22 protein-coding genes are annotated in these 22,821 nt (G+C 67.3%); 4 read left to right on the forward strand and 18 right to left on the reverse strand.

The features are described from left to right. Positions 1-383: 383 nt before the first annotated feature. The 18 genes from BM109_RS13445 to BM109_RS13530 all read right to left on the reverse strand — a co-directional run bounded on the left by BM109_RS13445 (position 384) and on the right by BM109_RS13530 (position 20,048). Positions 384-749, reverse strand: coding sequence for a DUF3325 domain-containing protein (locus tag BM109_RS13445; RefSeq protein ID WP_093343505.1), 366 nt, complete (start codon positions 747-749; stop codon positions 384-386). After that, positions 749-2,422 (reverse strand): PepSY-associated TM helix domain-containing protein, encoded by a 1,674-nt coding sequence (locus BM109_RS13450; RefSeq protein ID WP_093343507.1) that lies wholly within the window; start codon positions 2,420-2,422, stop codon positions 749-751. The genes BM109_RS13445 and BM109_RS13450 overlap by 1 nt, the downstream gene beginning before the upstream one ends. Beyond that, positions 2,419-2,724 carry a DUF3649 domain-containing protein gene (locus BM109_RS13455; protein ID WP_093343508.1) on the reverse strand — a complete coding sequence of 102 codons (306 nt, stop codon included), beginning with the start codon at positions 2,722-2,724 and terminating at the stop codon, positions 2,419-2,421. The genes BM109_RS13450 and BM109_RS13455 overlap by 4 nt, the downstream gene beginning before the upstream one ends. A gap of 150 nt (positions 2,725-2,874) precedes the next feature. Next, entirely contained in the window at positions 2,875-4,122 is a 1,248-nt protein-coding gene (locus BM109_RS13460; RefSeq protein WP_143129159.1) for a phage head spike fiber domain-containing protein, read from the reverse strand. Positions 4,123-4,133: 11 nt separating this feature from the next. Next, positions 4,134-4,832, reverse strand: a complete 699-nt coding sequence (locus BM109_RS13465; protein WP_093343511.1) for a DUF4376 domain-containing protein — start codon at positions 4,830-4,832, stop codon at positions 4,134-4,136. Between the two features lie 3 nt (positions 4,833-4,835). Then, a complete protein-coding gene (locus BM109_RS13470; protein WP_143129160.1) occupies positions 4,836-11,249 on the reverse strand; it encodes a phage tail protein in 6,414 nt (2,137 codons plus the stop codon). Beyond that, entirely contained in the window at positions 11,237-11,665 is a 429-nt protein-coding gene (locus tag BM109_RS13475) for a DUF6950 family protein (RefSeq protein WP_093343515.1), read from the reverse strand. The genes BM109_RS13470 and BM109_RS13475 overlap by 13 nt, the downstream gene beginning before the upstream one ends. Beyond that, on the reverse strand, positions 11,662-12,285 hold the full coding sequence (locus BM109_RS13480; RefSeq protein WP_093343516.1) for a hypothetical protein: 624 nt from the start codon (positions 12,283-12,285) through the stop codon (positions 11,662-11,664). Before BM109_RS13480 ends, BM109_RS13475 begins: the two co-directional genes overlap by 4 nt. Further along, a complete protein-coding gene (locus BM109_RS13485; RefSeq protein WP_093343518.1) occupies positions 12,282-12,905 on the reverse strand; it encodes a hypothetical protein in 624 nt (207 codons plus the stop codon). The genes BM109_RS13480 and BM109_RS13485 overlap by 4 nt, the downstream gene beginning before the upstream one ends. Beyond that, the gene (locus tag BM109_RS13490) at positions 12,902-15,163 is read right to left on the reverse strand and encodes a phage tail length tape measure family protein (RefSeq protein WP_093343519.1); all 2,262 of its coding nucleotides are present in this window, start codon (positions 15,161-15,163) and stop codon (positions 12,902-12,904) included. Before BM109_RS13490 ends, BM109_RS13485 begins: the two co-directional genes overlap by 4 nt. 33 nt (positions 15,164-15,196) lie before the next feature. Further along, positions 15,197-15,547, reverse strand: a complete 351-nt coding sequence (locus BM109_RS13495) for a DUF1799 domain-containing protein (protein ID WP_177239339.1) — start codon at positions 15,545-15,547, stop codon at positions 15,197-15,199. A gap of 17 nt (positions 15,548-15,564) precedes the next feature. Next, entirely contained in the window at positions 15,565-15,915 is a 351-nt protein-coding gene (locus tag BM109_RS13500) for a hypothetical protein (protein ID WP_093343522.1), read from the reverse strand. A 37-nt stretch (positions 15,916-15,952) separates the two neighbouring features. Further along, complete coding sequence (locus BM109_RS13505; RefSeq protein WP_093343524.1) at positions 15,953-16,882, reverse strand: phage tail tube protein; 930 nt, start codon at positions 16,880-16,882, stop codon at positions 15,953-15,955. Positions 16,883-17,111: 229 nt separating this feature from the next. Continuing rightward, positions 17,112-17,603, reverse strand: coding sequence for a hypothetical protein (locus BM109_RS13510; RefSeq protein ID WP_093343525.1), 492 nt, complete (start codon positions 17,601-17,603; stop codon positions 17,112-17,114). Positions 17,604-17,764: 161 nt separating this feature from the next. Next, on the reverse strand, positions 17,765-18,034 hold the full coding sequence (locus BM109_RS13515; protein WP_093343527.1) for a hypothetical protein: 270 nt from the start codon (positions 18,032-18,034) through the stop codon (positions 17,765-17,767). Beyond that, positions 18,031-18,675: a hypothetical protein gene (locus BM109_RS13520; RefSeq protein ID WP_093343528.1), complete on the reverse strand. Its 645-nt coding sequence runs from the start codon at positions 18,673-18,675 to the stop codon at positions 18,031-18,033. The genes BM109_RS13515 and BM109_RS13520 overlap by 4 nt, the downstream gene beginning before the upstream one ends. Then, positions 18,672-19,241 (reverse strand): lysozyme, encoded by a 570-nt coding sequence (locus tag BM109_RS13525; protein ID WP_093343530.1) that lies wholly within the window; start codon positions 19,239-19,241, stop codon positions 18,672-18,674. Before BM109_RS13525 ends, BM109_RS13520 begins: the two co-directional genes overlap by 4 nt. A 126-nt stretch (positions 19,242-19,367) precedes the next feature. Continuing rightward, entirely contained in the window at positions 19,368-20,048 is a 681-nt protein-coding gene (locus BM109_RS13530; protein WP_177239340.1) for an XRE family transcriptional regulator, read from the reverse strand. 350 nt (positions 20,049-20,398) lie between these two features. Here BM109_RS13530 and BM109_RS13535 point away from each other — a divergent pair, with 350 nt between their 5' ends. The 4 genes from BM109_RS13535 to BM109_RS41615 all read left to right on the forward strand — a co-directional run bounded on the left by BM109_RS13535 (position 20,399) and on the right by BM109_RS41615 (position 22,817). Beyond that, positions 20,399-20,917 (forward strand): hypothetical protein, encoded by a 519-nt coding sequence (locus BM109_RS13535; RefSeq protein WP_093343533.1) that lies wholly within the window; start codon positions 20,399-20,401, stop codon positions 20,915-20,917. Then, complete coding sequence (locus BM109_RS13540; RefSeq protein WP_093343535.1) at positions 20,914-21,366, forward strand: hypothetical protein; 453 nt, start codon at positions 20,914-20,916, stop codon at positions 21,364-21,366. Before BM109_RS13535 ends, BM109_RS13540 begins: the two co-directional genes overlap by 4 nt. A 49-nt stretch (positions 21,367-21,415) precedes the next feature. Next, positions 21,416-22,027 carry a DUF3164 family protein gene (locus tag BM109_RS13545; RefSeq protein WP_093343537.1) on the forward strand — a complete coding sequence of 204 codons (612 nt, stop codon included), beginning with the start codon at positions 21,416-21,418 and terminating at the stop codon, positions 22,025-22,027. A 214-nt stretch (positions 22,028-22,241) separates the two neighbouring features. Then, positions 22,242-22,817, forward strand: coding sequence for a Mor transcription activator family protein (locus BM109_RS41615; protein ID WP_256222560.1), 576 nt, complete (start codon positions 22,242-22,244; stop codon positions 22,815-22,817). Positions 22,818-22,821: the final 4 nt, after the last annotated feature.

Raw genomic sequence — 22,821 nt, forward strand, 5'->3', positions numbered from 1 at the left:
CGTCAGACTCAGTCCCAGGCTATTGCCACTGACGATTGCAACCATCTCGCACACCTCGACGCTTCATCCGAACCGCCGGTATGGCAGCCAACGCGTCTACCCGCAGCCGATGAACGTTCTGGCGATCGTTCGTGCTGCGGGTGCATGACGCGCGCAGGGATTGCCCTGCAGGCTGTGCCGAACGCCTTGGATCGGTCTACGGTTCTGACCAGTTCATCCAGCGCAATCCGGAAACGTTTAGCGCGAGCGCGCAATCCCGACCCTGTGACTACAGTGTCAAACTGATGACACAGAGTTGCGATATGAGAAAGGCATTGAAGGGGCGTTGGCCCGATCCGACGTCAAAGATGCAGCGCGCGCGGCGAGGGGCCGCGCGCCATGACTCAATCGCCCAGCGCCGCCAGCACGAGGCACCCGAGCCCCGCCAGCACCGCGATCGCCGCCGCCGCGGAAGCCACCCAGTGGAAACGGCGCGGCGCGTAGCTCAGCAGCCCCATCACCGTCTGCGCGGCCGCCGTGAGAGCGCCGAGCCAGAGCACCCAGCCGATCGAATGACCGGCGGCGCGCAGGCTGGCGACGAGCGACAGGCACAGCGCAACGCTGCCGCCGAGCTGCAGCCAGCGTCGCCACGGGCCGGGTGTGCTGCCGCGGCCGAAGACGTCCTCGCTGTGGCGGTCCATCGCGAGGCCCAGCGCGCAGAAGCCCGCGAGCGAGGCGGCGAACACGGTCGCGATCAGCAAGGCCTTCATCACGATCCCTGGCCCGAGGTGGCGAGCGAAGGCGAGTCCACCGCGTCATCGGCCGGGTCGGCCTTCGCGGCTTTCTTCGCCGAGGTGCTCAGGGCCTTGCGCCGCTTGCGTTCCACGATCCAGGCCGCGCCCGCGAGCCCCAGGCCCAGCGCGATCGACACCAGATCGAAGCCGGCGACGGCACTCGGCCCCGAGCGCAGGCTGACCGTGAGCGGCGCGGGACCGGTGAATGCGTTGAGCACCGGCAGCAGCGCGAACAGCAGTGCGCCCGCGGCCAGCTGCGCCTGCCACATGCGCAGCGTGGGCCGCGCGAGACCCAGCAGCGCGGCCGCGCCCCAGACCGCGAAGAACCAGCCGATCTCGGCCGCGCCGCGGTCGGCCGTGTCGAACGGCACCAGCCGGTTGGCCCAGAAGAAGGCGGCCATCGCGAGCGGCAGGCCCGCGATCGCGCCGAGGTTGAGTCCATCGACCAACCGCAGGCCGAAGCTCACGCGGCCGCCCTGCTTGAGCCGCTTCGCGAACTTCTGGCGCTCCTTCACGGCCCACAGCAGGAGGCCGGTGGCCACCATCAGGCAGCCCGCGAGACCGGAGACGAAGAACAGCGCGCGCAGCAGCGGATCGCCGAAACGGCCGATGTGCAGGCCGTAGAGCACGCTGCGCGTCTCGACGGCGGGCCGCATGCTGTCGCCGTAGGCACCGACCAGGGCGCCGGTCACGCCGTTGAAGACCATCGACGGTTGCTCGGACCCCAGTTGCGGCCCTTCGGCGCGGCGCACGATGACCGTCGCGTTGGCATCGTTCGGCGAATTGACCGTGAGGCGGCCGACCGGCGCGCCGCCCCAGTGTGCCGAGGCCTGCGCGAGCATCGGCGCGACCGGTGCCAACGGCGCCTTCTGGCCCGCGGCCTTGAACTGCTCGCGCACGCCGCCCGCGAAGGCTTCGGAGAAGAAGGTCTGCGTGCCGCCGCTGTCCTTGTAGGCCGCCTGCGGGCCCCAGGGCATGTACATGAACATCAGCGTGACGAGGCCCGTGTACGTGATCATCGCGTGATAGGGCAGCGCGAGCACCGCGGTCGCGTTGTGCGCGTCGAGCCACGAGCGCTGGCCCTTCTTCGGACGGAAGGTGAAGAAGTCCTTGAAGATGCGCTTGTGCGTGACGATGCCGCTGAGGATCGCCACCAGCATGAACATCGCGCAGAAGCCGACGATCCAGCGACCCCAGATCGCGGGCATGTAGTGCAGGTCGAAGTGCAGGCGATAGAAGAACTCGCCGCCGCGCGTCTCGCGCACCACCGCCGAGGGCTGGCCGCTGGCCGCGTCGAGCACCGCGCGGCCGAAGCGGTCGCGCCGGTCGCGCGGCGGCGAGCCGGCCGGCGGCGCGGGCCGGGTCCAGAACAGGCTGGTCGAGGGCTCGCGCTCGGTCGGCAGCGTGATGAACCAGCGCGGCGAGTCGCCCGCGTGCTGCTGCAGGTAGGCGTAAGCGCCCTCGGTGGCCTGCACCTGCGGCACCGGCGCGCGCGAGAGCCCGTGCAGCTCGGGCTTCATCCAGAGCGTGATCTCGTCCTTGAAGTACGAGGCCGTGCCGGCCGCGAACACCATGAACAGCACCCAGCCGACCAAGAGGCCCGACCAGGTGTGCAACCAGGCCATCGACTGGCGGAAGCCCTCCTTCATGCGCCCGCTCCCGGCGTGGGCAGCACCAGCAGCAGCGCGCCCAGCGGCGCCGCGGCGATCACCAGGCCGATCCAGGCACGCCACGCGCTGCGCGCCGCGAACACCCACATCACCGCGACCGCGAACACGAGGAAGGAGGCCAGCGTGCCGGTCATCGCGGCTTCGCTGCGCGCCATGCCGAAGGCCGCAGGCAGGCACAGCGCGAGCGCGGCGGCGGAGAGCGCGGCCACGCCGTAGCCGCCGGCGATGGCGGCGACGGCGCGCGAGGTAACGCCGAGGCGGTAGCGCAGGCCGGCGCTCACGCCGCGCGCCGGACGGCGTGCGAGGTCGTTCGGGAAGTCATGGAAAAAGGGGAAAGGCCAGGGCCGAGAGAATGAGAATAATACTCATCTGACACGAATTCCCCAAGGAAACGCCGTGCTATCTCGACCCCGGCGCAGGGCGATCGACGCCTACCCGGCAATCAACTCCGTTGCCGGCGTGATTGCGGAGATCTCGCCCGGGTTGGCCGCCTTCGGCCAGTAGGCAAACTCCCGGATTTCCCCCCAGATGGGGTCCTCCCCGCCATTGCGGTGTCCCAGGAACAACGCCGGAGAGATGTAGTTGGGGAGCATCGCCAGTCCCGTCACCACGGGGGCCAAGGCATCGACTTGAATGACAAAACGACCCGACTTCCAGGAGACCACGACCTTTCGAACTTGACCCGGCGGCACGACGGAGTATGGAACCACCACGGTCGTCTGTTCGACCCATTGCCTGTACACATTGGCGCTGACCGCGTTGTTCCCCTCGAGGTATACGAGCAGTCGATCCCCCGCATCGAGATTGCTCGTGACACCGAAAATCATCTGCGACACACCCACCGGCGCACGGCGTTGCACGAACTGCACGTAGAACGTCCCTTCCTGCAGGTTGCACCAGGGAGCCTGATGAAGATTGAAGATCGTCGCGGCATCCGACGTGCGCAAGAGCGCCTCGGCAGTGGTCTGGATGACCGAGGACGCGAAGGTTCCGGCCTCGTATTGGGCACCCCATGCATACATGCCGGAGACATTGTCTCCGGGACCGTTGCCGGTGGGGCTGCTCGGGTAGAGCGAAAAAGTCGCTTCTGTCGAGGCATCCGCTTGGAAGGTGACCTCGTAGCGACGCCAGCCATTTCCAGCGTCCTCCACCTTGTGGGAGGCAACGTAGAAGCTGCCAGTGGCAGACATCTCATGGGCGTTCCCCACGAGGTCGAAGTTCGCACTGACGGAATCCACGCCGGCGTGCCCCGCAACATAGATGAATCCGCGGACGCCACCCGCAGACTTGAGATAGGCGGAAGCCGTGTAGAACCCCGCGGCGGCGGGCTTCGTCGTAGTCTGGCGCACATTTCCCTGCCCATACGTTCCGGAGGCGGCAAGGACCAGTTTCGCCGCGTCTTGCTGGCCCGTCGGCGAGACTGCCGAGTTGCGCTCCACATTGACGTCATTGCTTATCCAGATGCCTTCGTCCAGGTGAAAGCGGGACGATTGGCGCAGGTAGTTCGCACGCCTACCTTCCACCAACAGCCCCCTGGCGGCCTTGGTCAGGGGGTCGAAATCGAAGCGCGGAGTCGCCGAGGCCTCAATGTTGCCTCCCGGTGCCACGCGCGAGCCGTTCAAGCCGCCCCCGCTTGCAAACAGTTGCGTGAAGGTTTTTTCGGTAAGAGTCGTTCCCATGCTGTCGCTCCTTATTCGCCTGCTGGCGATTCGTTCGGTTGATTCAGTGCCCCCGACCCTTGCGAGCCCGGTGACTGCTTGAGCATTCCGGGATGAGCCGGCACACGTAGATCGACCAATGGCCAACCTTGCAGCCAGTCATAGGCCTCCGTCTCGGCACTCGAGCACAGCGCTCCTATCGCTTCGTGGTGAGCCCGTTCGCAGGAGAAGCACGTCTGCATGTGCAATGCCAAGCGGCAAGCCAATGCATCGAGCTCCGCCAGACTCATGCGTACCCAGCCGCTGTCGAACTTGAAGTCCACCGCTTCGATGCCAGCACGCTCGGCGGTGACCAAGAGCGCCGAGAGTGAGTCGCGATCGGAGCGCTTGGTGCTCACGCGCAGGCCGTCGGGCAAGACCAGGCCGCCGGTCTCCAGCGCCCAGCGATGCTCGGCTACCTGGTCACGCAGCGCCTGGCGCCTGTCCTCCAGCGTGCGCGGATCAACCCAGGCATGCATCGCCCAATCGAAGACGCAGTGCTCGGTCGGCTGCTCGCCCATCGGAATCGATGCAAGCGTCTGCGGGTCGAGATAGTGACCTCCCGGTACGTCACCGATGAGAATACCTTCATGAGCTCCCGCCGCCTGCATCCGGCAGGCCTCCTCGTTGTGCGCGGTTCCGCGCGCGATGACGCGGCCAGTGACTTTGTCGTAGGCTGTGTAGTTGGGCATGGATTACCTCTGGCAGCTGAGTGCAAAAATGGAAGTGCTCGAGCCACCGAACGTGCCGACTGCGGCAATGCTGTGGTCGCCCGGTACAAGGTCCTTGACCACGACTCCCGTGACTGTCGAGCCTGGCACGCCAACGCCGACCCAATGCGCGACGCCGTCCACGAAGATCGTCATGGAGCCGCCGAGGCCACCGCCGGCATACGGTGGGATGAATGTCGAGGCAGTGATGTAGGTCAATATCGACGCTCCGTTGATGTTGGGCACCTTGTGAGTGATACCAACGGTCGCCCCTGTGTCCGAACGCCCTGTTGGCACAGTCACGGCACCTTCGGCAATACTGAGCGTCCCGATCACAGCCTCGCCAATCTTCAGGCCGTCGTTGTCCAGATTGAATTTCGGCCCCCACAGGCGAAATCTCGCGGCTTGGCTGGCCTGGTCGTAATGCATCACGAGACCGCACTTGTCGACGTTGAAGTCGACGAACATAGAGCCGTTGGGGTGCTGTGCGAGAACCCATCCCTTCTTGTCGTCGCGCCATTTGCCAGGACTCCGGATATATCCCCAGTCGTTGCCGGACATGTCGCCGTTGATCGTGATCCGCCCCGAACTGATGTAGTTCAGCCTCGAGATCGTTGCCGTGAGCTGTTCGACATCGAGCGAACGGGCTTTGATCGAACCATCGATGAACATGTTTCCGTTCACGCCGATGGAGCTCTCTCCACCGATGTCGCCGACGACAAACGGAAACCTCGTCTCACCACCCGGTCCGTCCTGCGCAATAGCGAACTTGTCGACTTGCACCACCATGCTCGACGTGCTGCCGTTGTTGTCCAGGATCAGTCCGGAGACCTTGCCATTGGCATCCACGTTCAAACGCCAGGAACCCTTTACCTTGCCATCCAGTTCGGCCAGCGCAGTGGCAGTGTTCGTGATCGCTACCGCACTCTGTCCGACCGACGTCGAGAGCTGTCCGATCTGCGTCGCCTGAGCGGTGAGCTTTCCGCCGATCGCATCGACAGAAGTCGAGAGCACCGACAGGACAGAGGCGCTGCTTTGCACTTTCGTTTCGGTTGCCGAGAGCCGCGTGCTCACGCCGGTGATGACACTGGCGCTTGCCTCGTCCGCCGTGATGCGGGCTGTACGCTCCTCGTAGATCAACCCGTTGGCCAAGCCGCCGAGGGAAAGCGGCTGCCATACCCTGAGGCCGACAACCGGCGTGGCCGCGAACGCCAGCCGCATGGACGGCCCCTTGACCTCCGACAAGCTGGCAGCCAGATCCGAACTCCCCGTCAACGCCGCGGACAGCACCTGCCGTTGGGCAGCCTCGGCCGAATCGGCCCTCGCCCTCGCGCTGGCTTCGCTGGTCAGCGCGGCCGAACTCGCGATCTGGTTGTTGGCGACCATGGTCGACAGCGCCCCCAGGCTCTGGACCTGTGCCGTGTCCGCATCGATCCGCGCCCTTTGCTCGTTCAACAGGCCGGCATTGGTCGTGGACAAGCCACTCGACAGCGAAGCAGCCAGGAGTTGCCGCGTCGCAACCTCCGCACTGTCTGCGTCGATGCGTGCCTGCCGCTCCTCGTACAGCAGTCCCGAGGTCAGCGTGGCGCCAGTGAGCGGGTCCCAGGCGCGCAGGGATGTTCCCACGAAGTCCAGGCGCACCGACGGCCCCACGACCGTGACCAAGGTGCCCGAGGCATCTGTGCGACCCGTGAGAGCCACGGACAGGCCCTGACGCTGCGTCACCTCGGCCAGATCCGCCGTCGATCGAGCGTCGATCTCGGTCTGCAGCGCAGCCGCGGAATCGACGAGGCCCGCCGACATCGAGGTCGACAACGCCGAAATCGTGCGGGCGTTGGCGGCATCGCCATCCGATCGTGCCGCCTGCTCGGTCACGATCTGTGCGTCGGCACGCGCCTTGTTGTCGGCCACCGTCGTCTCGAGGACCTGGCGTTGCGTCGCCTCGGCCTGATCTGCCGTGATGCGCGCCTGCCGCTCGCTCGCGATCAGTCCACCCGAGACGGCATCGATGTCGCTGCCGGCGTAACCGCCGCGCAGTTGGGCCGCCAGGGACTCGCGCGCAACGACCTCGGCCGCGTCGGCATCCGCGCGGGCTGCCTTCTCGGCGACGAGATTCGCCGACACCGTGGACAGGCCGGTCGAGAGCGAGGCCCCCAGCGATTCGCGGGCGCGAGCTTCTGCCGCGTCGGCGCCGGCTCGCGCGGTCCTTTCGCTCTCCAGCGCCGCATCGATGTTCGCCTTGTTGCCAACCACCGTGGCGGAAAGCTGCTCGCGCAGTTTCGCCTCGGCCATATCGGCGGCAACGCGCGTGTCGCGCTCCGCAGCAAGCAGGCCGGAGGTGAGCTGCTCGAGACTGCCGCCCACATAGGTTCCGCGCAGCTGGGCCGCCAGGGTCTCGCGTTCCGTGACCTGCGCCGCATCGGCACTCGCCCGCGCCATCGCCTCAGCCTGCAGCGCGGCATTCGAGGCGCCTGGCGATGGCCGCCCGATCGCCACCCAGTCGATCTCGAAGTAGTCGCTGGCCGACTGCGCCGCGGACAGGTCGATGCGAATCTGATCGATGCTGCCGCTCCAGCCCGGATTGACATTGACCATGCCGATCCCGGCACTGTCGTAGGTCGGCTCGACCATCGCCGCACTGCGCCCCTCCTCAAAACCGCTGTCGGCCTGCGTTCGCCAGAAGATTTGCCCGGCCCAGGCCGGCGCGCCCACCTTGCGGATCCGCAACCTCATCTGGCTGAAGATCGCGCCGGCACTGGCCAGGCCAGTGGGAGAAGTCACATAGGGATCGCCGACCCGGTTCGCCGGCCGCAGCCAGCCTGCCACCGCATCGGGCGCGCCGTTTCCGTTCCAGCCTTCGGCATCCGCATCGAAATACCAGATCCTGGTGTAGTCGAACTGCTCGCCCACACCCGCCGAGATCAAGGTCATTTGCTGCGCCAGCGCTTCGTCTTGGCTGGCGCGGGCGCTGCGCTCCTGGTGAAGCAGGCCGCTCACGACCTTGGAGAGATCGGACCCTTCGTAGCCACCCGTGAGCTGCGCCCGCATGGTCTCGCGCGCCGTCACTTCGGCGGCGTCGGCCGCGATGCGCGCCTGACGTTCCTCGCCCAACACGCCGCTCACGTTCGTGATGGTGAGAGGCTGCCAGACAGCGAGGCGCGATGCCGCGAGGTCCAGCCGCATCGAAGGGCCCTGCACATCGGCCAGCGTGGCACCCACGTTCGCCTGGCCGGTGAGCGCGGCCGACAACGACTCGCGGCTGCGCGCCTCGGCCGCATTGGCCGTGCTGCGCGCGATGGCCTCGCTGGCGATCGACGCGGCAAGCGTGGATTCAGCCAGCTGCAATCTCGTCGCAAGCTGTTGTCGGGCCGTGGCTTCGGCTTCATCACCGTTGGCTCGGGTGGACTGTTCAGTCTGCAGCGCCGCAGTCGTCGTCGAGAGCGAGGCGGTCAGGGTCGTGAGTTGCGAAGCGAGCGCGCCGTCGGCCTGCTGGCGCATGCTGGCTTCGTTGGAGATGGCCGTACCCCGTGCGGCCGCTTCGGCGATCAAAGCCGCGGCGCGCGCGTTCTGTTCCGCGGCAATAGCGTCGGCGCGCAAGTTGGCTTCGGCCTGCACTGCGGCCAAACGATCGCTGGCCTCCCTTGCCACCGCCGCGACGCGCGCCTGTACCTCTGCGGCGTCGGCCGCCGCGCGATCAGCAGCCTCATCGGCAATCGCCTCGGTCAGACCGGCGACCTGCCGCGTCCGGTTCTGCGCTTCTGCCTGCACGGCCTGCCCCCGCGCCTGCCCTTCGGCCACCAGCGCCGCGGCGCGGTTCTGCGCTTCCTGTGCGATCGCCGCGGCATTGGCGCTGTCGGACTGCTTCAACTGGTCGACGGTTTCCTGCAGCCCCTCCTGCAGTTCTTCCAGGGCCTCGTCGATGCCCGGCAGCGTGATCAGTTCCTTGAAGCCCGGCGCGCTGCGATTGCCCGCCAGGTCGACGGCGCACACCCAGTACAGGTAGGTGCCCGGCACCGTCTGCGTGTACTTGTAGCCGAGGGCGTCCACCAGGTTCAGCACGCGTGCTTCCGCATAGACGGAGCCGACGCGCACCTCGTAGCCCCGCAGGGGCTGCGTGGTCCCGCTCGCGGGCCACTGCAGTTCGACCTGGTCGCGGAAGGCCTGCCCGGTCAGCACGGGCTGCGCGGGTGACAGGATCTCGATGGCGGTCGACACCGGCGTGGACCACCGGCCCGTGGTGTCGCCGTGCGATGCCCACAGCTTGACCACGCCCGTCTGCAGCCAGCCGAGGTTCGCCTGAACCGCCTTGCCGGACCAGACCTCCGCGGCGGTGGCCCAGTCCGTGCCGATGCGCAGTTCGGTCAGGTTCCAGTCGAGCAGGTCGAGGCCCGCCGGCTCGGCCCAGCGCGCATGGACACCGTCGTTCTCCACGCCGAGCTGCAGCCCGCTGACGCTGCCGGGCGGCTGCGTCTTGCCGGTCACCACGTGCTCGACCATCACCCAGCTGCTGACCGCGTAGGGCGTCGCGAAGCGCGCGCGCACCTGGTAGACGCCGCCCACGGACAGTCCGAGCAGGAAGGTCTCGACGGCGTCGCCCGGCAGGTCGATGCTCTGCCATCCCTCGCCGGTCTGCATCAGCCGCCATTGCACCCGGATCGCACCCGTGCGGGCGGCCGCATCGTCGGCCCAGGGCGCCCAGCTCACGCGCGCCCGCACCACCGTCGATCCGCCCTGTTGCACCATCAGTTCCGGCCCGCTCTTCACCATGAGGTCCATCGGCGTCTGCGGCGCGATGAAGGGACTGGGAAGGTTGGTGTTCGGCGCGGCATCCGACAGCACCTCGTCGGCGAGGTCGTAGTAGGCGGGCACGTCCTCGATCACCTGCAAGCTCAGCGGCGCGTTGCGCTGGTAGCTCCAGTCCTGCACGCGGAAGGTCTTGTTGTTGAAGCCGTACAGCGCGCTCGAGAGCACGATCCGGTCGCCGGGCTGCAGGTGCCAGGCCAGCATCTTGGGATGGATCCGCAGCACCAGGCCACCGCGGCTCTGCTCGACGGCCACGCGCGCCAGCTGGTGGCAGCGCACGTGAGAGCCGGTGAAGGCCAGCGCCATGTCGCGGAACTTGTCCTTCTCGTCCTGCGCACGGAACACGGTGTTCTGGTAGGGCTTGAAGTCCTCGTTCACGCCATTGCGTGCCGCGTTCACGTAGGTGCCGCGCACGCCGTTGATCCGGTCCGCGCCGACGTTGGCGGTCTGGACCACAGCGGTCGGCGACAGCATGTCGACGTCCGTGAGGTTCAGCACCGCGGTCGACCATGCCCCGGCCTGGATGCGCCAGACGCCACCGGTCTCGAGCGAGAAGCCGGCCATCGACTCCTCGAGCTGCTGGCGGGTGCTCTCGCGGTCCTGGTCGGAGCGGAAGGCACCGTCGCAGGTGTAGCGGACGTTCGAGTTGCCGTAGTTCTCGGCGTCGACACCCGTATAGACCTGGTCGTCGCAGGCGCTGGCCGCGCCGATCAGCGCGGCTTCGTCGATCTGGTCGGCGGCCGCGAGGTAGCCGGCTTCAGAGCGGATGAAGTCCGCCAGGCACAGCGCCGGATTGCGCGAGTAGCGGGTCTGCCCGTTGCGTGGGTCGTAGACCTTCTTGCCACGGATCCGCGCGGTGATCGCGGGCAGTCCTCCCTGGAAGCGCTCGAACAGCATGTTCAGCGTCACGACCGCGTAGGTGTAGCCACTGAGCCGGTGCGCATCGGTCCAGAGATCGAGGTCAGGGAAGGTGGCCTTGAGGCTGTCCCTCATGAAGACGTCCGCGGTATCGACACCACCCGGCGAGGTGTGAAACTGGACGTTGACGGCGGGGCCTTCCGACGGCAATCCTTTGAACGGCGGCGGCAGCTGGAACTCGGCGCCATCGGTCCAGCCCGTCGCGTTGGGGCGACCGACCGAAGTGCCTTCGATGAAGATCTCGTCGATCGCCTCGCATTCATGGGCCGCAAAGACGATCACCACATGTTTGAACTGCGCTTGCCCACCGCTGTCGAGCACGGCCACGATCGAACCGCCTACGGGCGCCGGTGCACCGTAGATAGTGGTCCATGGCGATTCCGCGCTCACGATGGTCGTCGTGCGGTCGCGCAGGTTGGCGGCATCTTCGGCCGCCTTGCGCGCAGCGGCCTGGCGCGCCTGTTTGCGGGCCTGGGAGGCCTTCGACAGGCCCGAGACGACGCTCACGGCCACAGCGGCCCAGGAGGCGACCGTGCCGAGCGCAACCCCGCCGACGGTGACACCACTGAGAGCTGCACTGATGAGGGAGAAAAAGCCGCTCACCGGATCGGCTGACGCACTGCCGCAGACCAGCAGCAACGCCAGGAACGCAAAAAGACGAGTTGTCACGCCGCGCATGCAGACCTCCATGCAGCCACCGCTGCCGTCAAGGGAAGAAAGTTCATTCGATCCACGCCGAGCGCAGCGACGTGGGTGCCGGTGCAGATGCCGAAGCAATGACCGGAGACGCGGCCGATGCGGCCGCCACTGCGGGCGAGCACCACGTCGCCGCGCTGGGCGCACAGGCCGGGCTTCGACGGCCCGAGCAAGGCATTGCCCATGGCCTCGAAACCACCGGCGGCCCGCACGTAACGCAGCGCGGTCAACAGGCGCCGCGGCACCAGGGCACCATCGTCGGCGCGCAACGGGGCCAGCGGATCGGTGCCACGCACCTCGCGCACCCAGTCCGCCGCGAACGTGGCGCAGTCGTTCTCGAAGTAGGCGAAGCGCAGCGCGCGCCGGGCCTCGATGAAGGCGTCGAGATCGGCGTTCATTTGGAGCCCACTCCCAGCAGCTGGCGGTACTGGAGATTGGCCTGCAGCCACTTGCCCACCCACACGGCCGGGTTGCCGATGATGCTGGTGAGGTAGCTGAAGCCCATCTCGCCCGGATGCCGTGCCTGGTGCTGCGCATGATTCATGCGCAGCGCCGCCGGATTGCTGCGCACGTCGTAGCTCGCCGTGCGGCAGTCCATGCCGATCGACGCTGTCGTGCCGTCGCGCTCGATCTTCATCTGGTCCATCACGCCCACGAAGCGCAGCACCGGCTGGCCGGTGATCTGCAGCGTGGCCGCATCGACCAGCGCGATCCAGATGCGCACGCGCCGGTCCTGGTAGTCGGCCGGATCGCCGAGCGCGAGCGCGCGCGTGCCCACGTCAATCGGCGAGAGCGTCAGCGTGAGCTTCTCGGCCGCGCCGTCCTCGCTCTCGTGCAACTCGCCGATCGATCCCAGGTTGCCCAGGCCCAGCCAGGACTGACCCATCGTCTGTACGTTGACGGGCCAGGTGGTGTAGCGCACCGTGCCCGATCGAAGCTGCAGCTCCGCCAGCGCCATCACGCCGTAGGCGCCGGCACGGCTGGCCGCATCGAATCCCGAATTGGTGTTCACCGTCATTCCCAGGACTCCATCAGGTCGAAGCTGAAGCCGCCCTGCGCGCGCGACTCCGAACTCCAGTTGCTCTTCGTGTCGGTCCGGCGCATCAGGCAGGTCGGCCGGTCCCAGACGACCGCGCTGCCCGCGGCCACGGCGACGCGCAGCACCGGTTCGATCTGCACCACGATCAGGCCCGCGGCATCGGCGACCGCGTCGGCCTGCACGTGCAGCAGCTGGCGCTGGACCGACCCCTGGTTGACGCCGATCCAGTCGCCCTGCAGCAGCGTCTTGCCGGCCTGCGCGGCCCCCATCTGGATCGACAGCGACGATGCGCCGGCCAGTGCCGCCACCGCGGTCCAGGTGCCGCGCGCCGTGCCGCGCGGCACCGGTTGCAGCAGATCGCAGATCGCGAGCACGTTGACCTGGCCGCGCAATGCGTGGGCGAGCGCGCGCCATTGCGCGGCCTCGCTCATCGAGGGAATGCGCTCCTCGCTCACGAGCGCGCAGGTGCGCCGAGGCGGTGCCAGCACGGCCACCTGCGTGGAGCCGGTGTCGCCGCTGCTGAAGCTCAGGTCGAATGTCTGCAGGCCGAAATCCTGGCGCTTGACCGGCAGGTTCGGCGGAAGTGTGACGATGCTCATTGGGGCACCACCCGCATGCGCTTGAGTTGTTCCATCTGACCCTCGTTGTTGGCTTGGAGCACGCGATCGAGGTCGGCCATGACGGCGCCCCTGTCGGATCGCGAATCGATGTAGAAGACATTCGAGGGCGCGAAGTGCAGCGCCTGCGCGGCCGCACCGCCTCCCTGCAGGCTCACGCCCAGCCGTCCGTCGGCGCCGCGGCGCAAGGGCATGATGGCCTCGGCCCCCGCCTCGCCCATCAGGCCGATGCCCTTGGCAAACGGGAAGAACGTGGGGCGGTCGACGATGCTGCTCGAGTAGGCGTGCAGCGCGGGCGATGCGAAGACATTGCCCTTCGCGCTTCCGAGGCCGAAGAACCTGAACACGGTGCTGAAGACGCTTCCCAGCCAGTCGCCACCTCCACCGCCGCCTCCTCCTCCGCTCCCGCCCCCGTTGAACAGCCCCGTGATCGAGTTCGACAGCCACCCGGTGAACTTCTCCACCGCGGGCTTGAGCGTCGCGTCGTAGAGCGCATCGGCCAGCGCGCCGGAGACCTTCTTCTTGAGGGACTCGGCCATCTTGTCGAGCGCGCCTTCCTGGCCCTGCATCAACCCGGTGATGCCGTCCTTGAACGTGCCATTGAGATCGTCCGAGAGCTTCTTGGAGCGGCCTTCCTGCTCCTTCTTCTTTTCCCCGGCCGACTTGATGCCTTCGGCTTCGCGCGTGACCGTCAGCAGAGCCCTCTCCGCGTCGATGCGCTGGCTCAGCGCATCGATATAGCCGGGGATGACGTTGTCGGTGGCTTCGAGGTCGCGGTACTGCTGTTCGAGCTGCGCGATGCCCAGCTCCCGCAGGACAACCTGGGACTTGCCCTGCTCCTCGTTCCTCGCTTTCAAGGCCGCCGTCTGGTCGAGAACGCTCGAGGTGGCCCGGCGCATCGACTCTACGGACGGGTCTTGCCGTTCTCCCGCCGAATCCTTGACCGTAGTGGCACCGATCGTGGCCTCTTCGCCCTTGCGCGACCGCTCGGGCGCCTCGCCGGTGCACTGTGCACAGATCACCGTCGCGCCGGCATTTACGCCCTCGCGTGAGATCGAGCGCGCGCTGGCGTCCACCCTGCTCACCGGCAGGGATTTGCCCGGAAGGTTTGCACCGCGATCGGCACGAGCGCGGTCGACACCGATGACGCTGGGTTGCTTCAGCCCCTCGACGATCCGTCCGGCAAGGCTTTTCTCGCGTTCCTCTTCGGACTTCCGATCCGCGTCTTGTTGAATCGAATCGATGGCCGAGTTGGCCTGCCGGGTTCTTTCGCTCTGCGCCGCATTGCCGCGCGCATCCGCTCGCACGATCTCCGCACGCAGCGCGACGTCCTCCCGCGCTCTTTTCGCCGCCGAGGAACGATTCGGGAAACCGATCACGGCATCGCCACCGGTCACAGCGAACCTCCTGCCCTCTTCGGTTTCCCGCTCGTCGAAGCGCTTCTGCAGTCGGGATGCTTCGTCCAGTCTCTGCTGCGGGGTCTTTCGCCGCCCCCATTCGCGCGCGCCATCATCGATGGATGCTATGAAATCCGTCCCCGACTGCACCAAGCGATCGAACAAACCCCGGTTTGCCGCCGCGGTCCTCGCTTCACGGATCCGCGCTTCGGCGAAGAGCTTCTGAGCCAGGTCGCCGGCCGCCTCCTTCTGGCCGCCCGCCTCGAGCTTGCCTATCCGCTCGTACTCCGCCGGACCGAGAAACCGGCGCTCCCTGTTCAGTTCACGCGAGGACTTCGTCGGCTCGTCCCGAATCTTGGAGAACAGTTCCGTCGCATCCTCGATCGGCACCTTCCCGAGTCGATTCATCTCCACGACGGCCGTCGCCGCAACCGGCATCACGGAGCCGGACACCTTTCCGGACTGCACGAGCTTGACCAGGGCCTCCGATGCAAGGGCCTGCGTGGCGCCCTGCTTCGCGATATCGCTGGCAATCTTCTGAAGCTCGCTGTTCGAGAGGCCTGCGTAGTTGCCCGACGGGATCTTCGCGTTGGTGTATTCGACGTCCTCTCGGCTGCCTTTGAGTCCGGCTTTGTAGCCATAGGCGAGGGTATCGAGGGCAGCCTGCAACCTGTTCCCGGCAACCAGATTGGCGAGGGTTTCGATGGCTTGGCCGACCTGCTGGAGTTGGCCCGGCGCTGCGGAGGCGCCTGAAGCCGCGGTTGTGTTTCTTGATGGGAGAGCCATGTCCGTATGGTCCTTTCGATAGAAAGAAAAAATGAGGCCGACATCCGTCAGCCCCACGCTTCTTCGATGGGCCGAGGGCCCGTGCCGCCGCTAGGCGTTCAGCACCGAGATCCCCTCGTCCTCCATCACCTGCAGCTGCAGGAAAACCTCGCGCTGCCGCGCACGCGGAATGCAGAGGCGCCGCATCGCCACGTCGACCGCACCGAAGTCGAGCCCCTGGTGCCACGTGCCCGCGGGCCCCGCGACCACGCGCCACTGCGTGCGGCAGGCGTGGAACACCTCGAAGGCCTCCTGGTGTTCGGGCCAGAGCTCGAAGATGCGGATCTCCTCGCTGCCGGCCGCCGGCGAGACCAGCCGGACCGGATCGAGTCCGAGCGACGCACACTGGGTGCGAAGCTCGTCGTCGAGTTCGTCGTGAACACGTGTGTCGGCGCCGAGCACGTAGCGCGCGGCGCCCCTCAGTTTTTTACGGCGGCCGGGTATGCGTGCTCGAAGTAGCTGTAGGTGATGGCCGCCTCGAAGCCCGGCCATTCCTCCACCGCCGCGGCACGGTTCTCGGGCGTGCAGATGAAGGGCAGGCCGTCGTCGCCGGCCAGGCCCTTCCAGTCGGCCAGCACCATGTCGAGCAGTTCCCGGTCGTTGAGGCTGCGATCGTCCAGGCGACGCTGCAGGGTGTCGTTCTCGGTCTTCGTCAATCGCTTGAAGACCGCGTCGAAGCGCACCTCCTCGACCTGGCCGTCGCCCGGCACGCGCATGAGGACCGGCGCGGCGAAGGTGGGCTTGATCGCGAGCTTGAGTTTCTGGGGCATCTGGTGTGTTCCTTTCGTCTTCCGATGAACCCGTCGCTCAGCGCACGACGATCGACCACTCGTCGTTGCCCGCGCCGCTGGGCACGAACTCGAGCGGCACGGTGATCATCTGGACGCCATCGACATCGCTGTAGGTGGGCTTGCCGATCTGGGCGCGCGGCGACTTGATCTCCACCACGTTGGTCGCGCCCTGGCCATGCTTGAGCGCGAGCGCGACGCGCGTGCCGCTGCGCGCCATGCCGATCCAGTCCTTCACGGCCACCGCGGTGTTCTCGAAGGTGACGGAGCCGGTCGACACGCGCGCGGTGATGTCGACGGCATCGATGGTCATCAGGTCCCGCTTGACGACGGTGTTGCCCGCGTCGAAGGCGAAGGCACTGGCCGCGACGCCCAGGCCATCGAGGCTCAGCGTGGTGTTGGCCTTGTTCACGCCCAGCGGGTCCATGAACTTGCTGTAGTCGGCAGTCGGCAGCGGTGCATCGGCAGCCGGCACGAACAAGCCCGTGAATTCGAACTGCCACTTCGGGATGCCCTTGGCATCGACGGCGGCCTTCACGTTGCCGTGGGCGTCGGTCATCTTGTAGACGGTGCCGTCGACGTTGCCGTAGATGGTCAGCGACTCCAGCACGTCGGTGGTGGGCGCGAAGGTGGTGCTGACGCCGGCCGCGGTGGTGACGCTGATCGCACAGCCGCGCATCAGCGGAGCATAGGCCGGCACGTCGCCTGCCGCGGCCACGCCCGCCATCTCGACCGAGAAGGCGATCTTGCTGTACTGGGTCACGAGCACCGAGCCGCGCGAACCGAAGTACGGACGCACGTTGTCACGCTGGATCACGTCGCCTTCGATGGGCGTGAGCGTGACTTCGCTCACCAGGATCGCATTGGCGGCGCCGGTGGGTGCGGCGTCGGTGCCGCGCACGGTTTCGGCCTTGGCCAGGATGGCCATCTTGCGCATGAGTTTGGGCATGTTTGCGTTTCTCCGTTGGTTGAAAAAGCGGGTGAAAGGGATGGAATCGAAAGAGCCGAAAAACACGCACCGATTGCGCGATGCGCCTGGCACGACCGCCCGGTTCGCACGGGCGCGTCGATGCCGTCCTTGCCGATGCGTGCATGCGGCGCAGATGGAGAGCGGCGGGACCGAACGGACACATCGCCGTTCGGCACCCGCCATCAGCGGGTGGAAAAAGCGCGGACGCTCAGAGGTAGCGCCAGGTCCTCAATCGCAACGTGGCGCCGTGGCACTTGAGGCCGCAGAAATCGACGAGGCCCACCTCCGCGACCTGCACGCCGTCGGTGTCCTCGGTGTCTTCGTCCTCGTCCTTCAGCGGCGAAAGCGCGCAGGCGCCCCCAAGCGTCGGATCGGCGCGCACCGCATCGCGGATGGCTTCGATCAGGGCGTCGAACGCGAGCTCGGAACCCGCGGCGTCGTCGAAGGCGAGGTAGCCGCGCAGGGTCCAGGTGTCGATGGCGACACCACGCACCGCATTCAGCGCGTGTTCGCTGGTCTGCGCGCGGCGCAGCCACCAGCCGCGCAGCTGCAGGGCGTGATCGGGCAGCTCGTGCAGGAAGAGCGCGCGCAGCGCCGTCTCGTCCGCGAGATAGCGCTCGCGGTCGTGCACGCGGCCGATGGCGGGCACGGTGCCCAGCGTCTGGACGATGGCGGTGCGGATGGTGGCGAGTTGATTCATGCTTGGGCTCCGACAATCACGTCGCGCAAGTAATGCACGGCAGTTGCAAAAATAAAAGACATCGAATGGAGGCGTTCTTCGTTGTCGTTGGATCCACTGTCGCCGAGAAGGCCGCGATCACCGAGGCGGACATCCGTCCTCCGACGGTCTCGAGGCAGGCGTCAGCTGCCGCTCGCATTGCTGCGAAACCACTGCTTGATGCTTTCGGCAAGCAGCGCAGTCGCGATGGCCATCGCACCGCCGGATGCGGCGCCGAAGGCAGCGGCACGCTGCTCGACCGCACGCAAGCGGCTGTCGAGCGAATCGAAGCGCGCATCCACGGCATCCATGCGACGGCTCTGACGGTCCTGGCCTTCCTTGAGGGCCGACACCAGGCCGTGGATCTGACCGAGCAGGAACAGCTCCTGCGCGCGGATCTCCGGATCGTTCATGGCACGGGCCTTTCCGTGAGGAACTCGATCAGCGCGGCGTGGCGAAGCCGGTCGGCCGCACAGGCGCGGGCATTGAGCCGCTGGTTGTCCCACGCGTCGTCGACGACAAGACCGGAGTCAGCAGCACAGGCCGCGTCGGAGGTATCAGCAGATCCGCAGGCACCGGCAGGGACATCGGTTCCCGCCAGCGCGCTGTTCCACATCCACACAGCAGCGAGGCTGAGGCGATGGCGATCGTCGCCGACAGGGCCTGGCGGTGCCGCCTCGACGGCATCGTGCGGCAACGGCGCAGTAGCCTGCGCGCCGCGTGGGACCCGATCAGGGCGATCACGCGCAATGACGGGAGGGAGCACGAGAGCCACGCGCTGGCGCAGTTCATGGGAGATTCCTTCGAGAGCGAGATAGCGGGTCTGCAGCGCGCCCGCATCCAGCTGATAGCGGGTGGAGGCGGCGCGGCCGCGTTCGTATTCCTTGCGCAGGGCCTCGGCGGCGGCGGCATTGCGTTGCGCCTCCCTGCCCTGCCAAACCAGGCGCTCGCGTGTCGCGCCGGCCTCGTGGATGGCGGCGGCGAGCGCCGCGAGAAGGCCGATCGCCAGCATCGCCCCGGCGAGACGGAGCCAGGCCCTGGAGCTGCTGCTCATCCGGCGGCCTTCAGGCATTGCGCATGCAGGCGCAGGCGGTCTTTCCAGAGGCCCGCGCAGACCTTGTTGCCCGGCGCGGAGCAGTCGGTGCCGCCCGCGTACTTCCAGTCCAGGATGGCGTTGCAGGCCCCTTCGTAGTCCTCGGCATTGAGCCGGGTCACGAGCGTGGACACGCGGCCTTCGCGTCCGCCCGTGCAGAAATTGAAGGCACCGATGTTGTAGGCCAGGCTCACGTACGCGTCGTACTCGCCCTGGTGCAACGGCACCTTCACGCATTGCTTGAGCGCGCCCTCGTAGCTGCGGATGTCGCGCAATGCACGCTCGAGCGCGGGCACCGGCGTGGTGGTGTCGCCCATGCGCACGCCGTCGGTCGAGCCGAAGCCGATCGTGGGGACGGCGCTGCCGTGAACCGGATCCGGATAGGCCCGGTCGCTGTAACCCTCGCGCGCGACGATGCCGACCAGGCCCGCCGCGCTCAACGCCAGCGTGGCGAGTGCCTGCCGGGTGATGCCGCCTCGCGCTCGCGGACGCGACGCGTTCGATGGATGGATGTTGTTGTTGCCCATGACCAGATGGTCTGGCAAGGGGCATCGAACACTGAGGCGGACAGGTGTCCGCCGAGGGGGTGCGAAGGCCGCGGGCAAGGCCGCGGCACTATGCCGGCGGCGGCCTCCGGCCCATGAAGCGCAGGGTCAGATCTCGCCGCCGTGCCAGACGACGCGGCCGCTGATCCGAAGGTCGGCCGCCTGTTCCGCGCTCAGCATCTGCGGCTTGTAGGCCGGGTTGTAGCTAATGATCTGCAGGCCGCCGGTCGAGAAGTCCCGTTGCAGGACCTTCACGTAGTCATGGCCGTCGAGCTGGATGACATAGACGCCGTCCTGCTCGAGCGACCGGATGGCGGTGTCGACCAGCAGGATGTCGCCGTCGTTGATCTTGTCGGCCATCGAATCGCCGCGCGCATGCACGATCCTCGCGCTGGCCGGCTTGACGCCCTTGCGCGTCATCCAGGAGCGGCTGAACGCGAAGCGGCCCATGTTCTCCTGCGATCCGTTGAAGGCGCCGTTTCCCGCGCTGACCTGGACATCGAGCAGGTCGATCAGCACGAACAGCTCGTCATCGAGCCCCGAGGGCGGCGCACCCGCCTTGCCGGCGGGAAAGGGATTGAACTCGGCGGGATCGACGCCGAGCGCCAGCGCGATCACGTAGAGCTGTTCCAGGCTGGGATCGCTCACGCCGCGCTCGATGCGGCCGACGGTATTGAAGTGCAGGCCGCTGCGCTGGGCCAGGTCTTCGATCGTCAGCCCCTTTTGCTTGCGCAGATCCCGTACGCGGCCGCCCTGGGCGTGCGCCAGTTCGCCCACCCGCGATTTCACGTGGCCTTCGTCGACGGGAGGAGACGGCGGCGGTGTCAAGACAAACCTCGATTCGAGTTCATAGCATCAACACTAGACATAAACCAGGTTTCAGTCAACACAGAATACGACTTTTATCCACGAGACACCTCTCATAGGTCTCATTTCGAATGTTTAACTCGATTTGTGTTTATCATTGCAGCAACAAACACAAAATGCGATTAATCAATGATCATGTGTCTCATCAGGGTCGTAAAAACACTGTTTCTAGTGTTTTTTGGTCTTCCGCTCACTCTAAACGGTTTTGAACTTCAGGCCGAAGTGCGTGCTTTCGGGCCTGTGGAAGGTCGCCAGAGCGGGGAGATGACCCGATGAACGCGCCTGGCTACATGGACGAACGGTGGTTCATGCTGCTGCGCGCCGCCTGCCGCGGACGCAGGCAGGCCGCCATCGCCGCCCGGCTCGGCCTGAGCGGCGGCACGGTGAGCCAGGTGCTCAACGGCACCGGGAAATACGGCACGGGCCAGGCCACGACCACGCGGATCGCCCGGCGCGTGCTCGAGGTGCTGGGTCACGGCGGCGACGGCCCGGCCGGCGCGAAGCCGTTCCGCCATGCAGCGGACCACGCGGCAGGCAGCGTCCTGGCCCGGCGCATCTGCGCGACGCTGCGCAAGGAAGGCGGCTGGTGGTCGGCGCCGAATCTGGCGCGCCACTGGTCCTCGGCCGGCGACCTCGAGGCCATCGAGACGCAGCTGCAGGCGCTGCATGCCAGCGGCCTTCTCCAATGCCGCCTGCTGCCTTCGGCGCCCCAGCAGCCGACCTATGCCATCGCCGCGCAACGCGTGGCACCCCGCGCCTGCGCATTCAGTTCCGAAGGAGCTTTCGCATGACACAGCCACGCCCTTGCGGGCATTCCGTTCCCCTGCCTTTCGGGCGGCACGCCGATGCGGCGCGGCGCGCGATCCTCGGCCACCTGCAGGACCGCGGCGCGGCTTCGCAGACGGAGCTCGATCGCGTGCTGCGGACGCGCATCGCCGACCACCGCGACGACCCGGCCTGCTCGGGACTGCGCCAGCTGCTGTCGCTGCTGGCCAGGGCCGGCCACATCCATCGCATCGGAGCGCGGGGCAAGCGCCGGTGGAAATCGGGAACCGGGCCGCTGACCGAACGGACCGCCGCGGCGCGCCAGATCCCGATGCTCGGCACCAGCGTCTACCGGCCACCGGTTCCGTCCGCGGTACGCCAGGGTGCGATGGACTTCACCCGCATCCCCAGCGTCCTGCTCGGGCGCCGCTGTCCCTATCGCGCACCGTCGCCGCTTTCCGCGCCGGGTGGCTGACGCCATCCGAACGCCCCGCCCTTTTTCCAACCATTCCAGAGGAGTTCACATGCAACAGATGCACGCACATCCAGGCCATCGGCAGCTCGAGGCGTCGATGCCGCGCCCGACGATCAAGCCCATCGACCGCGACCGTCACCACGTGGTCCGCCAGCTCTGCGAGGAAGCCAAGCGCCAGAGCGCGGCGCTGGTGGGCTTCAAGGTCGCGGCGATGAGCACGGTGCACGAGTTCCTCGAGCGCAGCCTCATGGACTACGACGTGCACCGGGGCGGCAAGAAAGGCAACGTGACGCTGGTGAGCGCCGACGGGCGGCACAAGGTCGAGCGCCGCGTGCAGGACACCATTTCGTTCGACGGCCGGCTGCAGGCGGCCAAGGCGCTGATCGACGAATGCATCCAGAACTGGAGCAAGGACATCAACGCCAACATCCGCCTGCTGGTCAACGATGCCTTCCGCATCGACCGGCAGGGCCGGATCAACACCGCCCGCGTGCTCGCGCTGCGACGGCTGGAGATCGCCGACGAGAAATGGCAGCAGGCCATGCAGGCCATCGGCGACAGCATGAGGATCGCCGGGACCAAGCCCTACATCCGCTTCTACGAGCGCGATGACGCAACGGGCGAGTACACGCCCATCCACCTCGACGTGGCGGCAGCATGACGGCGCCCGCGCACGCCCTCTGCGCCTGGTGCCGCCCGCTCGAGCCGGGCGCGCCTCCCGCGGCATGCGAGACATGCGGACCGCCGCATGAAACCAGCGACCCGGCTCCGCCTGCGCCGCCCAAGGTGCAGATCGGCCCGACCGACATCTGACCCATCGTCCCGCCGCCACGCCGGCGCGCCCCTCCACCGACCGCAACACGAGATCGACAGAAATGAATCCCCCGGAATTTGTGAGCAGAACCCCGTGTCCCGTGCATGCCATGGAGGACGACGCGCCGGACAGCGGCGGCATGTGGAGCGGCCTGATGCAGGGCCGGGATGGCACGCCCCGTTCGCCGGCGAGCTGCGTCCGGTCCGCGCCGCGCTCGAACCGCTGCGGCGCGACGGCGCCCCGCCGCGCGGAGCCGAGCGCCGGCCGCTCGACGACCGATTTGCTGCCGCCGAGGCTGCAGGAGCTCATCCGCCTCATCGGCCTGCCGGCCACCATGCGCTTCGTCGAGCGCTTCGGGGGCTCGAGGATCTACATCCCCGCCCATCCCGCCGAGGACCATCCCTTCGTCGCGGTGATCGGTTTCGAGAACCTGCGCACGCTGAGCGCCGAGTACGGCATCGACGGGATCGGGCTGCGCTTCGAGCTGCCGACCGGGCGCAGGGCCCTCAATGCCGCGCGCAACGAACGGATCCGGGCGGAGTTCGACGCGGGCAAGTCGATCCGCGCGCTGGCCGCCGAGCACCGGCTCGTCGAGCGGCAGATCTCGCGGATCGTCGCGGAGGCTTCGCACGGATGAGCGC

The organism is Variovorax sp. PDC80 (assembly GCF_900115375.1).
Classification (GTDB): Bacteria; Pseudomonadota; Gammaproteobacteria; order Burkholderiales; family Burkholderiaceae_C; genus Variovorax.

What these genes read in the sequence shown, in the direction of transcription:
- BM109_RS13445 (WP_093343505.1), bottom strand. Translation starts at nt 749, where the DNA reads ATGAAGGCCTTGCTGATCGCGACCGTGTTCGCCGCCTCGCTCGCGGGC.
- BM109_RS13450 (WP_093343507.1), bottom strand. Translation starts at nt 2,422, where the DNA reads ATGAAGGAGGGCTTCCGCCAGTCGATGGCCTGGTTGCACACCTGGTCG.
- BM109_RS13460 (WP_143129159.1), bottom strand. Translation starts at nt 4,122, where the DNA reads ATGGGAACGACTCTTACCGAAAAAACCTTCACGCAACTGTTTGCAAGC.
- BM109_RS13465 (WP_093343511.1), bottom strand. Translation starts at nt 4,832, where the DNA reads ATGCCCAACTACACAGCCTACGACAAAGTCACTGGCCGCGTCATCGCG.
- BM109_RS13470 (WP_143129160.1), bottom strand. Translation starts at nt 11,249, where the DNA reads ATGCGCGGCGTGACAACTCGTCTTTTTGCGTTCCTGGCGTTGCTGCTG.
- BM109_RS13475 (WP_093343515.1), bottom strand. Translation starts at nt 11,665, where the DNA reads ATGAACGCCGATCTCGACGCCTTCATCGAGGCCCGGCGCGCGCTGCGC.
- BM109_RS13480 (WP_093343516.1), bottom strand. Translation starts at nt 12,285, where the DNA reads ATGACGGTGAACACCAATTCGGGATTCGATGCGGCCAGCCGTGCCGGC.
- BM109_RS13485 (WP_093343518.1), bottom strand. Translation starts at nt 12,905, where the DNA reads ATGAGCATCGTCACACTTCCGCCGAACCTGCCGGTCAAGCGCCAGGAT.
- BM109_RS13500 (WP_093343522.1), bottom strand. Translation starts at nt 15,915, where the DNA reads ATGCCCCAGAAACTCAAGCTCGCGATCAAGCCCACCTTCGCCGCGCCG.
- BM109_RS13505 (WP_093343524.1), bottom strand. Translation starts at nt 16,882, where the DNA reads ATGCCCAAACTCATGCGCAAGATGGCCATCCTGGCCAAGGCCGAAACC.
- BM109_RS13510 (WP_093343525.1), bottom strand. Translation starts at nt 17,603, where the DNA reads ATGAATCAACTCGCCACCATCCGCACCGCCATCGTCCAGACGCTGGGC.
- BM109_RS13515 (WP_093343527.1), bottom strand. Translation starts at nt 18,034, where the DNA reads ATGAACGATCCGGAGATCCGCGCGCAGGAGCTGTTCCTGCTCGGTCAG.
- BM109_RS13520 (WP_093343528.1), bottom strand. Translation starts at nt 18,675, where the DNA reads ATGAGCAGCAGCTCCAGGGCCTGGCTCCGTCTCGCCGGGGCGATGCTG.
- BM109_RS13525 (WP_093343530.1), bottom strand. Translation starts at nt 19,241, where the DNA reads ATGGGCAACAACAACATCCATCCATCGAACGCGTCGCGTCCGCGAGCG.
- BM109_RS13535 (WP_093343533.1), top strand. Translation starts at nt 20,399, where the DNA reads ATGAACGCGCCTGGCTACATGGACGAACGGTGGTTCATGCTGCTGCGC.
- BM109_RS13540 (WP_093343535.1), top strand. Translation starts at nt 20,914, where the DNA reads ATGACACAGCCACGCCCTTGCGGGCATTCCGTTCCCCTGCCTTTCGGG.
- BM109_RS13545 (WP_093343537.1), top strand. Translation starts at nt 21,416, where the DNA reads ATGCAACAGATGCACGCACATCCAGGCCATCGGCAGCTCGAGGCGTCG.
- BM109_RS41615 (WP_256222560.1), top strand. Translation starts at nt 22,242, where the DNA reads ATGAATCCCCCGGAATTTGTGAGCAGAACCCCGTGTCCCGTGCATGCC.